Origin of the sequence: Mucilaginibacter lappiensis, assembly GCF_900155965.1 — a bacterium.
Taxonomy (GTDB): domain Bacteria; phylum Bacteroidota; class Bacteroidia; order Sphingobacteriales; family Sphingobacteriaceae; genus Mucilaginibacter; species Mucilaginibacter lappiensis.
Map to the genome: position 1 here is coordinate 333,205 of NZ_FTMG01000001.1, position 16,387 is coordinate 349,591.

The following is a 16,387-nucleotide window of genomic DNA, read 5'->3' on the forward strand; positions in this document are numbered from 1 at the left end:
TGGAAATTTTAATTAGAGATTTGCTTTTACGCCTAATGAAATAGATTTTGGTGAAGGATATCCAGTTGGATAATCAGGATCCAGGTTGAGCTTATTGGCTCTCCAGAGTATGCCGATATTATTAGCGTATAGGTATACCTGGATATTAAACGGAAGATTTCGGTATACCCTCTTATCGAAGGTATAGTTCAGGCTAACATCCTGTAACCTGATATTATCACCTTTAACAACAGTAGCATCAGAATATTGGTAGAATACATCTCTGCTTGAATTAGCGGGATATACCATTGATGGTACGTTGGTGACCTTTTCGTCACCTGGCTTTTGCCATCGTTGTGCATATTCCTTGTTTCCTCCTAACCAGTTGTTAAATAAATTGGTGTAGTTGAGCGCGCTTTTTCTGAAAAAGTAATCGAATTTATAACTGATATTAAAATTTAAAGAGAAGTCTTTGTATACCAATCTATTATTGATACTGCCGAAATATTGGGGACGGGCAGGCCCGTTGTATACTAGATCATTTTTTGAGGCGGGTTGGATTAGCGTGCCGTAATCTTTACTTATTTTACCATTTATATAGCCTTGCGGATCGCCATTAGTCGGGTCTAGGCCTGCCCAGCGGTAACTCCAGACTCCGTATACTGGGTAACCAACAATGGGGTATATATTACCGCTTGCGCCATCAGCTGTAATTAATGAGGATGCAATGCTTGGCGCATTATACGTCGTTACCTTATCCCGGGCATGGCTGAACAATAACGTAGTAAACCATTTGAAATTTCCATCAATATTCGTTGAAGTCACTTGAATATCAAAACCGCTGCCCTTCATATTCGCGAAATTGCCTTCAATGGTTGTTAAGCCAACACTTGGCGCAACGGACTCATTGCCAATAATATCTTTGCCGTTCTTTACGAAATACTCGAAGCTCCCGGAGAGCCAGTTGTCTTTAAGCCCAAAATCCAATCCAAAATTTGCTATTCCCGCCTTCTCCCATCTTAATTGCGGATCTCCGACATTCGCTATGTAAGCCTGTGGTAAATGTGTTAAAGAACTATTTATGGGATAATATTGGAAGGTTGTAACCCCAGTTATATTCTGATTTAAATTACCGTTATAACCATAAGTAGCGCGTAAATGCAAGACGGGAAGCCATGCCGAATGATAAAACTGTTCTTTGTCCACATCCCATTTCCCTCCCACAGACCATAATGGAACGGACTTTAAGTTTGTTGAGACACCAAAATAATTCGACCCGTCAATTCGGGCGCTTGCCGAAAACGTATATTTCTTAGCATAGGTGTAAGCAGCGTTACCAAAATACGAACGCAGACGGGTAAGTGCACCTGAAATCCCGCCCCCATTTGGTATTGGACTATAACTTAATCCTCCCGGATTTAAAGGAAAATAATCCACCAGGTCTACCGCGGTGCTGTTACCTGTTTTAGGATCGTATCCGTATACACTCGCACTAGTATTGCCGTCTGTTTTGGCTTGACTTTGTTCTATTCCTGCAATCGCATTCACTTCGCTGTTGCTCCAACTTCCAGCGTAATTCAGCTGGCCTCTTGCGTTATAAGCCGTAACAGTCGTTAAAGATTGGGACAGCACCCCACCCAGGGGGACATAATTATAATTGACAATACCTTTCGCATCTACGCTTGCAAATTGATTGATAAAATTTCTTGTAGTGTAGGTTTCCTGACTTTCAAAGTCCCTAAAATTGCTGGTATACTGTTCATATTGATATTTTATATCCAGGCTAAGTCCTTTGATAACTGTATATTTTAAACTTGGAGATAAGCGGATATCTCCATATTTCGTAGTATTGTCGCTAAGCCCAAGATCAGTAAGCGGGGCATACGACCAATCAAGGTACCCCATGGAAGGAGCTACTTTGACAAATGCAGGATTTAAATTTTTAGTAATCGTTAACGGATTTCCCGCAGCATCAGCCAATTGCGCATACGGGTAGATATTGCCCTGGAGCACATTAGAAATGGTATTGTCAGTTTTGGTATTGGATTGATTATAATTTAAGCCTACGGCTACTTGTAAGTTTTTTATAGGGTTAAATGCGATGTTAGAATTTACAGTCAGCCTATTAAATTTATTGTCTTTTTGAGTGGGAAGGTCATTGTCGTAGCCTGTTGAAAAATAATAGCTTGTTTTTGTATCACCACCTTTTATATTGACGGAATATTGCTGATTTACAGCACGCTGGTACAAATATTTTGACATATCATTTAACAGATCATTCTTACCCAATGCGTCAATTTGTGATGAGGCCATCGCTGAAGAAATGGCTCCGCCTCTTTGCTGTGCTAAGATTTCAACGACAGGCGATATAAATGGATAACTAGTCGTATTGGAGAGGTCCGTGTCATATTTCCCCTTTTGAAACAGGAACTTTTCCACACCGATATAGTCGGCTGAACTCATGTATTGCGAATTGTAATGGAGATCAGGCTTTTGAAAGACAGTGACATTGGAATTAAAGGACACGCTGAGGGGTTGATTGAGTTTTCCCTTTTTGGTTGTAATTACAATTACTCCGTTACCTGCTTTAACTCCCCATATAGATGCTGCGGCAGCGTCTTTTAAAACGGTTATATTTTCTACATCATTTGGATTTATGTTATTAATATCTCCGCTGTAAGGAAAATTATCTATTACAATCAGAGGCTGGTCATTTGCGAAAATGGTGGAACGTCCACGGATGCTTAAGTCCAGTTGCCCATTTTGGGTATTGGTTGTATTTCTGTTAAAAAGTAATCCGCTGGTTATCCCGTCTAACTTGGAGATTATATCAGTAGCAACCCGGCTATCGTACATTTCCTTTAAAGGTTGCGCAAATGAGCCTGTAACCCTTTCTCTGGGTAATGTTTGATACCCTGTTGAAACCACGTTAACCACGTCCAATTTGGAATCATCCAAGTTCAAAGCGATGGTCAGATAATTTAAATCATTACCTACAGTTATTTCTTTTGTCCTGTAACCGATAAAAGAAACCTGTAAAATAGTGTTTGGAATAACATCGTCAAGTACAAACGCTCCATCTTTATCAGTTATGGCCAGTTTATTTTCGCCTTTTATTCTGATAGTGGCGCCCTCCAGTGCTTGTCCCTTATTATCGGTGACCTTCCCTTTTACTCGAATTAGTAGTAAGCGTTTATTTTCGGAAGGCTTCAATTGGGGCTTTGGCAAATCATGCCTTATTACAATCTTTTCATCTATAACTTGATAGGAGTATGAATATGGCGCAAGCAAAAGAATTAAAACGTCCTTAAGAGGTTTGTCCTTAACATGAAGGCTAACGGATGTCTCTGTTAATTCTTTAGTGACACTGTACATGATGGTTACTGAAGCTCTACTGGCAATTTTATCTAAAGCTTGTTTTAAGGTTACTTTATCAAAGCTTATGGTAATCTTCTTCTCGAGGCCTTGTGCTTTGGCAATACCTTCTGCAAGAGACGAAATACACAAAAAGCCGTTAACAAAAACGATCAACAAAAGGAGTCTAAGGGTTTTTAAGGATGGTAAAATTTGGAACATAGTTTTACAATTAGAGGGTTTGTTGTTATTTAAATAGCTCGAGTTTTTAGGCAATAGCATCTCCGTAATGCAGGATTTCACTTTCTTGCAGTTCGGGGAAATATATGATCGATGATATTGGTTACCTGGAAATAGTGCTTATTCCAGGCTAGGATATCGTTGATTGCGTCTTATCATTCAGAACATCCTCCTTTCAAAATGTATCGGCCATCTTGAAAAATGACATTTGCATTGATGGCAACAGCCAGCTGTTCCAAAACAATTGATATTGGTTTTTTGGTATCAAACTCCCCAGAAAAAAGACAGCTTTTAGATTTGTTTTCAATATCAATTTGAAGATTGTAATACCTTGAAAAGTCCGATACTACATCATTGACAGATGCACTGTCGTAATTTAAGATACCGTCCTTACGTTTGAGTATCATTTGAGCATTTGGATACGCAATACTTTTTAAAGTGCCATTGTTTTTATTAAACAGGCTTTGTTGATTGGGATGTAGCGTCACCTCTTCTCGTGTGCTTTTTGCAAAGCTCAAGCCTGAAACCTTTACGATCCCGGTCACAACAGTAACCTTATAGTTCGTTTGCCCTTGATAGGTCTGAACTTCGAATGAAGTTCCCACTACCCTGGTATCCATGTGATCACTATGAATAATAAAGGGGTGTATTTTGTCCTTGGCTACTTCAAAAAAAGCTTCGCCTTCCAGCTTTATCTCACGAAAATTACCTATTAACTGATCTGGAAATTCTAATGTGCTGGAAGGGCTAAGCCATATCTTAGTGCCGTCAAAAAGAACAATCTGTTTGCGTTCGGATCGGGCGGTTTTGATAATTGATAATTTTACCGGAACAGCGTTTTTTTTAATAGTAAACAGAAAATCGTTGAACAACACGGCTGCCAAAGCACTTACCAGCAGCCAAAAGGCAGCGACCTTTAACCATCTTGGAATTACTGGCAGAATCTTACGCGGTTGTTGCACATTATCCTCCCTGATCTCAGCAATTAACGCTGATTTAATTTTCAATAAGACTGCATCTTCCCTTGAATTGGTAATTGTCCCTTGTTGTTCAAAATTGAGCTCCGCATTAATCAAGTGCCTGAGAGATTCTTCGTCCTGTTCCGTTTCAAAATATTTCAAAAGCTGTTTCACCTCGTCAGGCGAACATCTATTTTGAAGGTATTTTACAAAGAGTTCAATGATTGCCGATTTATTTTCCAATGTTGCGCTTTATTATAATACGCGGTAAAACGAATCGATAACTATCAATAAGTAAAATATTTTATCAGGGAGTATTGGATGTTTAAATGCGCTTACAGCGTTATAAGCTGTTCAGATGCTTTCTTCTAAGAAAACAATGATTGCAAATCCAGACAAATTCATATCACTTACAAGAAACCCGGTGCATCAAACGATATAGGATAGGAGAAACTCCCTGGGTCAAATTTGCATCTATAAAAGACCTGATGGCAACGTGGAGTTTGCATGAGGGGCCTAAAGTTTCATAATTTGACTTATAAAACTACCCGGAAAGTCAGGTTAACCCGAGCTTTCATAGGCCTGGTGGATTTGGCAATGCGATGTTCCCAGTATTCCTGCAATCCGGCCTTCATCAGTAAGAACGAACCATGTTCCAGCCGGACAGAATAATGCGCACTGTGATCTGCCTTACTACGGATATCAAAGCTACGTACCTGTCCAAAACTGACAGAGGCGATAACCGGGTTCTTTCCTAAAACATTTTCCCGGTCGCTATGCCAGGCTACGGAGTCATTGCCGTCGCGGTAATAATTGAGCAGTACGCTATTGAACCGGATGCCGGCTATCGCTTCCACTTTTCCCTTCAGTACCAGTAATTCCGGTGTCCAGGGATTGGGGTTGGATATTTTTCCGGATACGGAATAATCTGTACCGATATCACCATGCCAAGAAGTGAGCCGTGGAGTTAAATATTCTTTATCCCACATCTTCTGCGTGGTTTGCTTCCAGGGTGTGTGGGTGATCAATTGTTGCAACAAGCCATCACTTTCCTTTTCGCTTATAAAACCGGCATAATATTCCAACAATTCCTTTGGCAATCCTTTGCTCTGCCCTGCTTCTGCAAAAAAACTTAACTGTTCCATAATTTAATGCCGTTTATAATTATTCATCCTTGGGTACTTCCCGCTTTCATACCAGGGCTTTAGGGGCCGGTTATTAGGAAAACCATATTGTTCTCGATACGCTTTGCGCTCAGCAGTGAAATGCCACCAACGTTTACTGTCATCGCGGTTTTCAATATAATGCACCAGCAGGCTGTAGGAATCCTCTACGCAAGGGTCTGCCCAAGTTCCGCAGTGTCGTTCAAAAGCATCAAACAATTCTACCGCTGATTTTCCTTTGAGTTGCTCTAGTGTATAATAGCCCTGACTGATTAGCTCTTCTGCAAAGTTGATACCAAGCGAGGGAATACTTTGAAACTCTGCCAGCGCATTTAGCTCCCGGGCACGTTCGGACGATGCCTCCAGCAGGGTAGCGATTTCGTCAGGCGCATAATCCTGTAACAATTTCTGGTTTACCTTTTTGACCTTAAGCAATTGTTTTTCCGACATGGTCAACCGGTAGTTAATTGTTTTTTTCATAACCTTTCTACATAATGGATAATAAAATCAGCCACCTGCTCCTGCTCGGCGATGGATAATTCGCTGCCGTCATAGATCCAGTAACCCTGTGCATCAAACAAAATGCAGCCAAGCTCGTCTGGATTTTCTTCAAAAGCGATATATAGCCGGTAACATTGCGCGGCGTTTTCATGGAAACGATCAGGCACAACTCTAACCACTTCATCGGGACCGTTAAGGAGTTTGACAAAGGCTTTGGCTTCCCGGGTTAAATAGCTGTTGGCGATCATATTTGCTTGCTCCAAAAAATAATTTTCAAATATAAACAAAATGCTAATATTTTTAGTATTAGTTTTGTAATCCAGTTTTATTTATGGTCAGTACCCGCAAAAATATCGTCAGTGAGCTGCAGCAAAAGATCCTGCAATGGGAAGGCTATAAACCACCGGTTACGGGTGCGCGGTCTTTGGTTGGCCTGGGCCCGCTGGAAGCGGCTTTTCCAAACGGGGTCTTCCCGGTAGCAGCTGTGCATGAACTGGTTTGTAACTCTGCAGAACAGGCAGCTGCAAGCGGCGGCTTGGTTACCGGCGTCCTGTCAGCTTTGCTTGGGCAGGGCGGTATCTGCGTCTGGATTGGCCGTGCGCGGCGTTTGTTTGCACCGGCATTAACGTTTTTTGGAATTGAGCCGCATAAGGTCATTTTTATCAGTTTATCAAAGGATAAAGATGCCCTTTGGGTAATGGAAGAAGCGCTGAAATGTCCGGGTTTAACTGCGGTGGTTTGTGAAGTCCAGGAGCTGGATTTCAAACAATCCCGGCGGCTGCAATTAGCAGTAGAGCAAAGCCGGGTAACAGGCTTTGTCCTGCGAAATGCAAAAGATAAATTGGGCTCAACGGCTTGTGCGGCACGCTGGCAGGTAAAATCTTTACCAAGTGCCGGCCTCAACGGGCTGCCAGGCCTCGGCTTCCTGCGCTGGCACGTGGAACTGCTGAAAGTACGCAACGGACAGCCAGGCAGCTGGTCGCTGGAATGGAACGAAGGCCGCTTTGTACCTGTTGAACAATTGATTGTAGTGGAAGAAAGACAAGCGGGGTGAGTGATGCAAAAAAGATATATGGCCATATGGTTCCGGCATTTGCTGACAGACGGGCTGGCGCTTCACCAGCCGGCCTTGAAAGAGTCGCCTTTCGTTTTGGTCATGCCGGTCAAAAACCGTGTGATTATAACGGCTTCCTGCCTTTTGGCTGAACGGCAGGGTGCTTTTGCCGGAATGGCTGTGGCAGATGCACGGGCCGCAGTACCCGAATTGCTGGCGATTGACGATACGCCCGGCAAAGCGACGAAGTTGCTGCGGCTGCTGGGATTGTGGTGTATTCGCTATACCCCTACTGTTGCTGTTGACTTACCGGATGGCCTGATCCTGGACATCTCCGGCTGCACCCATCTTTGGGGCGGTGAACGGGGCTACCTCAAAGAAATCGTATTAAAATTAAGAAACGCAGGGTTTGATGCACGCGCAGCCATTGGGGATACCCCGGGCGCTGCCTGGGCGGTGTCACGTTTTTCGCTATCCAGACCGATTATAGAACCAGGCGAACACATCCGCGCTTTGTCTGGCTTGCCACCTGCGGCCCTGCGGTTGGATGCTGAAGTGCTGGAAAAGCTGAAAAAGTTAGGTTTTCGTACCATTGGCAGCTTTCTGCAAATGCCGGCTTCGGTTTTACGGCGGCGTTTTGGCAAAGACTTGTTAATCCGTCTGGATCAGGCAATGGGAAGAGTGGATGAAGTGTTGGAACCACTGGTCCCACCAATCGCGTATGTGGAGCGCCTGCCCTGCCTGGAGCCGATAAAGACAGCGCCGGGTATCGGGATCGCTATTGAAAAGTTACTATCTGCTTTGTGCCTGCGCCTGCAGGCGGAAGGAAAAGGACTCCGTAAAGCCGTACTCAAATGTATCCGCGTAGACGGACGTACAGTGCAGGCAGGAATCACCACCAACCGGGGTTCACACAGCGTTTCGCATCTGTCAAAGCTTTTTGAGCTGCAGATCGCGAAGATCGAACCGGCTTTAGGAATAGAGCTATTCATACTCGAAGCGCCGAAGGTAGAGGATATGGACACCTTGCAGGAGCAGTTATGGGCTGTCGATAAAGGCCTGGCAGATACGGCACTGGCAGAACTTCTCGACCGCGTTTCAGGAAAGGTCGGCGCGGCAGCGATTCAGCGTTTTTTACCAGCGGAACATTATTGGCCGGAACGCTCTGTGAAAGTCGCCGTCTCGCTTACAGAAGAACCAGCAGCAGCATGGCCGGTGCAAATGCGCCCTATCCGTTTGCTGGCTGCACCTGAAGCCATCGAGGTCATGGCTTTGGTACCGGATAACCCGCCCAAAACGTTTATCTATAAAGGAAAGCGTCATGTCATTGCCAAAGCCGACGGACCTGAACGGATCGGGCGGGAATGGTGGCACGATGGTGGCGAGCACCGGGATTATTATGTAGTGGAAGACAGCGATGGGCAGCGTTACTGGGTGTTCCGCTCCGGCCATTACGATGGCATCGATGTACAATGGTATTTACACGGTTATTTTGCTTAGGAGGTTAAACTCATGGACTACGCGGAATTACAGGTAACCTCCAATTTCAGCTTCCTGCGCGGTGGCTCACATCCCCATGAACTGGTGGAGCATGCTGCGGCTTTGGGTTATTCCGCCATTGCCATCACCGACCGGAACTCTTTGGCAGGGATCGTCCGGGCACATATGGCAGCCAAAACCACCAATATTCGCTTTATTCCGGCCTGCCGGCTGGACCTGATGGATGGCGTCAGTTTACTGGCTTATCCTACTGATATAGTGGCTTACAGCCGGTTGTCGGCCTTACTAACGAAAGGTAACCTGCGAACAGAGAAAGGCAAATGCGAGCTATATAAAGCTGATGTATATGAATATATGGAAGGTATCCTGTTTGTAGCGGTGCCGCCTGACCAGTTAAATAGCCGATTTGAACTGGATGCTACTTTTCTAAAAGATTTGACAGAATACCGGGAACATTTTGGCCGGTCACTTTATTTAGCCGCTTCCTTTAATTACCAGGGGCAGGATGCCAAACGGTTGTTCCGCCTGGAGGAAACAGGTGTTCCTCTGGTGGCAACAGGCGATGTTCATTACCATCACGCCACCCGTCGCGAATTGCAGGATATACTTACCTGTATCCGTGAAAAATGCACTATTCATACCGCCGGGTTTAAATTGCACCCGAATGCCGAGCGTTTTTTAAAAGAACGACAGGAGATCTTCCGTTTATTCCGTGGGTATCCGCAGGCCCTTAAAAATTCATCCTTTATTGCTCATGCCTGCCATTTTTCACTGGACGAACTAAAATACCTGGAACCGGAGGAGCAACTGATAAACGGGCTGACATCCCACCAGCAGCTGACCAAATTAACTTGGGAAGGCGCAAAAGTTTGTTTTGGGCAGGAGATCCCGGAGAAACACCGAAAGCAAATTGAATTTGAACTGGATTTCATTCAAAAACGGAGGCTGGCCTGGTATTTTTTGAGAGTTTACCATTATACGCAAAAAGCCGAAGAACTGGGTATCCTGCACCAGGGACGCGGCTCAGCAGCCAATTCTACGGTTTGTTTCTGCCTGGGCATTACAGCGGTTAACCCGGCTAAATCCCGTTTGCTGTTTTCCCGCTTTATGTCGGAGGCGCGTGACGAATGGCCGGATATCGATGTGGACTTTGAACACGAACGCCGCGAGGAGATCATCCAGTTTATTTACAGTGATTACGGGCGTGACCGGGCAGCCATCGTGGCAACGGTTACGCAGGAACGCCATAAAGGTGCGATCCGGGATGTGGGTAAAGCCATGGGCTTATCTGAGGATACGATCAAGCGCATTGGTGGGACTATCTGGGATTTCCGGGAAGAGGGTTTTGATGAAAAACGGCTGTCCGATCAGGGATTAAATCCCAAAGACCCGCTGATCTTAAAAGTGCTGCAGCTGACCTGCGAGCTAATCGGTTTCCCACGGCAACTGGGCCAGCATACGGGTGGTTTTGTCATTACCGAAGGTAAGCTATCCGACCTTTGCCCGGTATTAAATGCGCGTATGGAAGAGCGTACGCAGTTGGAATGGAACAAAGATGACCTGGAAGATCTGAAAATCTTAAAAGTGGATGTCCTCGGTTTGGGAATGCTGACCATGATCCGCAAGGCTTTTGATCTGGTATTGAAACATTACGGCAGGAGATTAACATTAGCCAATGTGCCTCAGGATGATCCGCTGGTATATGACATGATCTGTCGGGCGGATACGATCGGGGTCTTCCAGATTGAAAGCAGGGCCCAAATGTCTATGCTACCCCGTTTAAAGCCGCGCGAATTTTATGACCTGGTAATCGAAGTGGCTATTGTAAGGCCTGGCCCTATCCAGGGCGATATGGTACACCCCTATTTACGGAGACGAAATGGCGAAGAACTGCCGGAATATCCCAAACCGGAACTGGAAGAGATTCTGAAGCGCACGTTGGGTGTACCGTTGTTTCAGGAGCAGGCTATGGAGATCGCTATCGTAGCAGCCGGCTTTACCCCTGCTGAGGCCGACCAGTTAAGGCGAAGTATGGCTTCCTTCAAAGCCAACGGAAAGCTTCACCTCTACGAAAAGAAAATGGTTGATGGGATGACGGCACGGGGTTACGAAGAAGATTTTTCAAGGCGGGTGTTTAAGCAGCTACAGGGCTTTGAAGGCTATGGATTTCCTGAAAGCCATGCGGCATCATTTGCTTTACTGGTTTATATATCCTCCTGGCTAAAATGCCACTATCCGGATGTCTTTTGCACGGCGCTGCTCAACAGCCAGCCAATGGGTTTCTACCAACCGGCTCAAATTGTACGTGATGCACGTGATCATGGCGTTCAGGTCCTGCCGGCCGATGTGAATTATTCCGAATGGGACAATACACTCGAACAAAAAGGAGGTAAATTCTATGCGGTGCGCCTCGGTTTCCGTCAGGTTAAAGGACTGAAAGAAGCTGATATGGAATTACTGGTGGCGATGCGGGATAAAGGCTACCAGCATATCGATCAGTTGCGCGCAGCAGGCGTGCCGGAAGCTGCTCTGGAAAAACTGGCCGACGCGGATGCATTCCACTCCCTGGGTACAGATCGTCGCATGGCCCTTTGGGAAGTTTCAGCACTGGCTGACCGGCCGATCGCGCTCTTTGACGGGCAACTGTCCGAAACAGTTCTGGAATCGCCGGTAGATTTGCCACCGATGACAAGAGGCGAGCATGTGGTACAGGATTATATCTCGACTGGGCTCTCATTGAAAGATCACCCGATTGCACTGGTACGGCCAAGGCTTAATCAAATGCGCAATGTGCGCGTAAGAGACCTGGCCAAAATGAAAGATGGCGATACGGTACGTTTGGCGGGCCTTATCACCGTGCGGCAGCGGCCGGGGACAGCCAAAGGTGTGCTCTTTATGACGCTGGAAGATGAAACGGGTTCAGCGAACCTGGTGGTGTGGCAAAAGCTGTTTGATCAATACCGTAAAGAGATCGTGCAGTCACGCTTACTGATGGTAACGGGAAAACTGCAGATTGCCAATGGCGTAACGCACCTGGTAGTCCATTGTTGTTTTAACCTGACCGCCCTGTTACGCAGTTTAACCGAAACGTCGGGTGATATACTGCCGCAAACGCTGGCACGGGGCGATGAAACGACCAAACCAATCAATTATGATGGGCGTTCAACACCTGCTATATCCACCGAGGGGGCTTTTCATAAAGGCAGGAATTTCCATTGAGTTTACTTGGATTGATCAAACAAATTGTTCTGCTTAAGACCTGGCGTAACCTCTTCAAATGGATACTTGCCTTTGATATGCCGATTAAACCAAATGCCTTTGACCATGGTAGATCGCATTTCTCTGAATACTTTTTCGGGCACGTTCAGGTAATTATAAATCTTACCTGAATGGTATTGGATAGTCAGCGTTTCCGATAATTTATCATATTCATAAGCGGCAATGACTGCTGATGGCATAGCTCAATCTTTTGCTTTCGCGGTTTTTTCTCTCGCGAAATGCAGTCGCGCCTGTTTGAGGCCGGTGGCAATGGCTTCGCCTTCGTTCCCGGTTGTTTTTAATACTTCATTAGCGATCTCCGTCGCTTTTTCCCGTATCTTCTTCGGTTGATTTTTATAAGACGGCGGGTAATCTCCATTATACCAGGGCATAGATCCTCCTTTTTAAGAATTTAACAAATTAGTAAGCGATTTGATTTAGGAATATCTTCATGTACTAAGACACGGCTTTCTACCGGAACAAAAATACTGTCCGGTGGTTATATTCTATGGAAGAGGAATTGAAGTTACAAACGCCCACAGCTAGATTATTGAAATGGCCTTTATTGGGATACCATTCAGAACATCATAAATGAATATATTAACCAGTTATTATGACCAAGCATAACACTTTTCCCGGACAGCAACCGGAATTACCGGTACCCGGAAAAAAACCGGAAATAGAACGTCCTTACGATCCCAAGGAACCGGAAGTGCCACAAGAAGAGCCGGAGGGTGTACCGGAAGAATTACCACCAAGAGCTAATCCGCCGGAGGATCCGCCACTTAACCCAGGGAGTTTAAGTTAAGCAGATGAAGATCGCTAGTTATAATATCAACGGTGTGAACGGCCGCCTTCCGAATTTACTTCGCTGGCTGGCGAAGGCAAAGCCTGATGTTGTTTGCCTGCAGGAGCTGAAGGCACCGGACGAGCGTTTTCCGGAACAGGCGCTACTCGATCTTGGTTATCATGCCATCTGGCATGGCCAGCAAAGCTGGAACGGCGTAGCCATCCTGTCACACTATGGTGAGATTCGGGAGACACGGCGCGGCCTGGATGGTAACCCCGAAGACTTGCACAGCCGCTATATCGAAGCCTTTATTAATGGCGTAGTAATCGGTTGCCTGTATTTACCGAATGGCAATCCTTTTCCTGGGCCAAAGTTTGATTATAAACTTGATTGGATCAAACGACTTACAAAGCACGCGAAGAAGTTACAGGAATTTAATCTGCCGGTTGCGCTGATCGGCGATTTTAACATCATGCCGACCGACCTGGATACTTATAAACCGGAGAAGTACAAAGAAAATGCGTTATTCCGACCGGAAGCACGAAAACTCTTCAACGTTTTATTGAAAGAAGGCTGGACGGATGCGATCCGAAAACTTTACCCGGATGAGCGAATCTATACTTTCTGGGATTACTTACGGAATGCCTATGAAAGGGACGCGGGTTTACGGCTGGATCATTTTTTATTGAATGATCATTTATTGTCCCAACTCCAGATCGCAGGTGTCGATAAGGAAGTTCGGGGCTGGGAACACAGCAGTGACCATGCGCCAGTGTGGATAAAGCTGAAAGATCGTGTCCATTTATCATGACCAAAGGCGCTAAGGATTTACAGTAAGCTCACGAGAACCGTTTCACGTTTGTCCACACATTCCTCCCCTTGCATTTTTGTCCTAAACAAAAATGTAATTGGTTTTATTAAAAAATAAACGTCTTCTTATATTTAATGAAAAACACCGCAAGGTCGTTTATCACCGATCTTTTTTCAAAACTTTTTATACGAAGGAAGTTGATTAACTTCAAAAAAGATAACAGCTTTCAAAGCGCTACAAGCTACACCTACCTTGCTATCTCCGGCGGGATTTTAATGCTAAAAGTAAATTTTTTAATTTATATGCAAAAAACAGGAAACAATGTACGATACTTCCCGTTGGTCATATAGTATAGGTTATTTAAATATTTAGACATGGAAAATTCAAAGGATAAAAATATCAATCATGCTGTACGTTATGATCACTTCGGACATGTAGATGTGTTATATATAACTGCATTGCCAAAACAAGCTCCAAAAGACGGCGAGGCGTCAGTAAAGATAAAAACAGCCGGGATCAATCCTGGTGAGGCTTCTATAAGAGAAGGATTCCTTAAAAAAGAATATCCTTCAACGTTTCCATCCGGACAGGGTACAGATTTTGCAGGAGTTATAGAAGAGTTAGGCGCCGGTGTAACTAAATTTAAAGTTGGTGATGAAGTGATCGGTTTCACCAATAATCGCAATAGTCACGCAGAATATGTGGTGGTAAGTGCCGACCAATTGGTTCCACGCCCCGCCAATGTATCCTGGGAAGAAGCAGGAGGCTTATTTATTGTTGGGTCGACAGCCTACGCTGCAGTTAGAGCCGTGTCTTTGAAAGCCGGCGAAACCGTGATTATTTCAGGTGCTGCGGGAGGAGTTGGATCTGTAGCTGTTCAAATTGCAAAAAAGAGCGGCGCCATTGTCATAGGTATAGCCAGTGAAAGCAATCATCAATGGTTGAAAGATCATGGTATTATACCGGTGGCTTATAAAGGCAATATAGGAGAGCATATAAAAGCAGCGCTTAACGGTAAAAATGCTGATGCATTTATCGATCTGGCTGGAAAGGGCTACGTGGAATTAGCCATAAAACTGGGCATTCCCGCCAATCGCATCAATACAATAATTGATTTCGAAGCCGCCGAAAAATACAAAGTAAAAACAGACGGCAGCGATGCAGCAGGCAATGCAAAGGTGTTAAACGAACTGGCAGGTATGGTTAATGACGGCGACCTTGAAATACCGATCGCTAAAACCTATCCGTTAAATCAGGTGATAGAAGCCTATCGTGAACTGGAGCAACATCATACACATGGGAAAATCGTGTTGATCGCATCTGCAAATTAATACGGAATTGATAGAAACTAAGGATCTTAAATAGAATCGGCAGAGATTCTTTCAAACTGTTAACGCTAAACTTGCACAATTGATTGAAAACCGTCAAATGTGTAAGTGAATCGCGCCTAAGAGGTTCCGGCTTTACATTTTAATTTTTGATTCATAAATTGTGTTCAATGAATTTCGCCGGAGTAGAACATGCCCAAAGCGTCTTTCAATTCGGACATTATCAGATAAACAAATGACGACATAGGATCTATAATGCTTGTTTGTTAATCCAAACAACGTTTAAGAAAATCCCAATTATTCAGCGCGTCGCCGGCCGTATTATTAAAGTAGCAATACACGGTCTTACCGTCCTGCTGCCATTCCTGGATATAGGTAGCGTATTCATAAAGAATGCCCTCGCTATAACTACCCTTGTAATTACCGCTCGGCCCATGGAAACGCAGGTAAACCAATTCATCCGATGTTAACTCCATGGGTGTAGGTGCTTTGGGCATGTCCTGAATCACCATAATAGCCTGATACCTATTTAGCAACTCATACACACTATCTTTATACCAGGAATTGTGGCGGAACTCAACCGCAACCGGCCAGTCGAAGGTATAAAGGAGGTGCAAAAGCTCCTGCAATTGCACTAAGGCACTCACCTGTAGGCTAGGCGGAAATTGTACCAATAGACAGCCTTTCTTATCTGCGGCACCACTGATGACTTGCAGGAAACTGATCACATCTTCGGCTTTGAAAATCAAGTTCTTTTGATGGGTGATCTCCTTCCAAAGCTTAAACGTAAAACGAAAACCGACTGGCACATCAGCTGCCCATTTGCTGACAGTTTTTGCCTGCGGCAACTTATAGAAAGAACTATTAACTTCCAGGCTATTCTCATGGTGCGCATAAAAAGCAAGCCGCGACTTATCAGCGTGTTCAGCAGGAAAATCCCGCTTGGGCATAGAGATCTTCAGGCCACTTGTCCCGCCATAAAACTGCGGCGGCATATTAAGCCTGCTTTAATTTAGCCTCCATGCTCATAGTCGTATGCGGCACGGCCCGCAACCGCTCTGCAGGGATTAGTTTACCTGTACCGCGGCAAATGCCGTAAGTCTTATTTTGTATACGTAGTAACGCAGCTTCCAATTGTTCAATAAATTTCTTTTGACGCGCCGCCAGTTGGTTGGTCTGTTCCTTTTCATACGTGGCTGAACCATCCTCCAACGTCTTACCTGCAATGGCAGCTTCATCGCCATTGGAGCTCGCCGCGCTAAGCGAGTCCGTAAGCTCATTCAATTCTTCACGAGCCATCCGGATCTTTTCCTCGATCAGCTTCTTAAATTCGACCAGTTCGTTATCGTTATATTTCGTTTTTGTCATTTCCTTTTGCGTTGATGATTATCAACACCAAATGATGAATTTAGTTTAGGTTTTTCAGTGCCAGGACAAAAAAATATTTCTG

The 16,387-nt window shown here is 44.9% G+C and carries 15 protein-coding genes; 6 read left to right on the top strand and 9 right to left on the bottom strand.

Annotation, left to right across the window (positions count from 1 at the left end):
- Positions 1–12: 12 nt before the first annotated feature.
- The 5 genes from BW976_RS01340 to BW976_RS01360 all read right to left on the bottom strand — a co-directional run bounded on the left by BW976_RS01340 (position 13) and on the right by BW976_RS01360 (position 6,483).
- The gene (locus BW976_RS01340; protein WP_076369627.1) at positions 13–3,555 is read right to left on the bottom strand and encodes a SusC/RagA family TonB-linked outer membrane protein; all 3,543 of its coding nucleotides are present in this window, start codon (positions 3,553–3,555) and stop codon (positions 13–15) included.
- Between the two features lie 173 nt (positions 3,556–3,728).
- On the bottom strand, positions 3,729–4,775 hold the full coding sequence (locus tag BW976_RS01345; RefSeq protein WP_076369629.1) for a FecR family protein: 1,047 nt from the start codon (positions 4,773–4,775) through the stop codon (positions 3,729–3,731).
- 293 nt (positions 4,776–5,068) lie between these two features.
- Entirely contained in the window at positions 5,069–5,677 is a 609-nt protein-coding gene (locus BW976_RS01350) for an alpha-ketoglutarate-dependent dioxygenase AlkB family protein (RefSeq protein ID WP_076369631.1), read from the bottom strand.
- 3 nt (positions 5,678–5,680) lie between these two features.
- The gene (locus BW976_RS01355; protein ID WP_076369633.1) at positions 5,681–6,175 is read right to left on the bottom strand and encodes a helix-hairpin-helix domain-containing protein; all 495 of its coding nucleotides are present in this window, start codon (positions 6,173–6,175) and stop codon (positions 5,681–5,683) included.
- Positions 6,172–6,483, bottom strand: a complete 312-nt coding sequence (locus tag BW976_RS01360; protein ID WP_076369635.1) for a hypothetical protein — start codon at positions 6,481–6,483, stop codon at positions 6,172–6,174. The genes BW976_RS01355 and BW976_RS01360 overlap by 4 nt, the downstream gene beginning before the upstream one ends.
- A 44-nt stretch (positions 6,484–6,527) precedes the next feature.
- Here BW976_RS01360 and BW976_RS01365 point away from each other — a divergent pair, with 44 nt between their 5' ends.
- Genes BW976_RS01365 through BW976_RS01375 form a run of 3 tightly spaced genes read left to right on the top strand, consistent with a single transcriptional unit; the run spans position 6,528 to position 11,969 of the window.
- Positions 6,528–7,250, top strand: a complete 723-nt coding sequence (locus tag BW976_RS01365) for an ImuA family protein (RefSeq protein WP_076369637.1) — start codon at positions 6,528–6,530, stop codon at positions 7,248–7,250.
- Positions 7,251–7,268: 18 nt separating this feature from the next.
- Entirely contained in the window at positions 7,269–8,750 is a 1,482-nt protein-coding gene (locus BW976_RS01370) for a Y-family DNA polymerase (protein WP_245834594.1), read from the top strand.
- 12 nt (positions 8,751–8,762) lie between these two features.
- Positions 8,763–11,969, top strand: a complete 3,207-nt coding sequence (locus tag BW976_RS01375) for an error-prone DNA polymerase (RefSeq protein ID WP_076369641.1) — start codon at positions 8,763–8,765, stop codon at positions 11,967–11,969.
- Positions 11,970–11,971: 2 nt separating this feature from the next.
- Here the strand turns inward: BW976_RS01375 and BW976_RS01380 are convergent, their stop codons facing one another.
- Positions 11,972–12,208 carry a KTSC domain-containing protein gene (locus tag BW976_RS01380; protein WP_076369643.1) on the bottom strand — a complete coding sequence of 79 codons (237 nt, stop codon included), beginning with the start codon at positions 12,206–12,208 and terminating at the stop codon, positions 11,972–11,974.
- A gap of 3 nt (positions 12,209–12,211) precedes the next feature.
- The gene (locus BW976_RS01385; RefSeq protein ID WP_076369645.1) at positions 12,212–12,400 is read right to left on the bottom strand and encodes a DUF2188 domain-containing protein; all 189 of its coding nucleotides are present in this window, start codon (positions 12,398–12,400) and stop codon (positions 12,212–12,214) included.
- A gap of 221 nt (positions 12,401–12,621) precedes the next feature.
- On the opposite strand from BW976_RS01385, the gene BW976_RS01390 reads away from it, so the two are divergent.
- The 3 genes from BW976_RS01390 (at position 12,622) to BW976_RS01405 (ending at position 14,940) form a co-directional block, all read left to right on the top strand.
- Positions 12,622–12,816, top strand: a complete 195-nt coding sequence (locus BW976_RS01390; protein ID WP_076369647.1) for a hypothetical protein — start codon at positions 12,622–12,624, stop codon at positions 12,814–12,816.
- Between the two features lie 4 nt (positions 12,817–12,820).
- Positions 12,821–13,609, top strand: coding sequence for an exodeoxyribonuclease III (xth, locus tag BW976_RS01395; RefSeq protein WP_076369649.1), 789 nt, complete (start codon positions 12,821–12,823; stop codon positions 13,607–13,609).
- Positions 13,610–13,983: 374 nt separating this feature from the next.
- Complete coding sequence (locus BW976_RS01405; RefSeq protein ID WP_076369653.1) at positions 13,984–14,940, top strand: NADP-dependent oxidoreductase; 957 nt, start codon at positions 13,984–13,986, stop codon at positions 14,938–14,940.
- Positions 14,941–15,203: 263 nt separating this feature from the next.
- On the opposite strand, the gene BW976_RS01410 is transcribed toward BW976_RS01405, so the two are convergent.
- Both BW976_RS01410 and BW976_RS01415 read right to left on the bottom strand, forming a co-directional pair.
- Entirely contained in the window at positions 15,204–15,932 is a 729-nt protein-coding gene (locus BW976_RS01410; protein WP_076369655.1) for a DUF72 domain-containing protein, read from the bottom strand.
- A gap of 1 nt (position 15,933) precedes the next feature.
- Complete coding sequence (locus BW976_RS01415; protein WP_076369657.1) at positions 15,934–16,305, bottom strand: TraR/DksA family transcriptional regulator; 372 nt, start codon at positions 16,303–16,305, stop codon at positions 15,934–15,936.
- Positions 16,306–16,387: the final 82 nt, after the last annotated feature.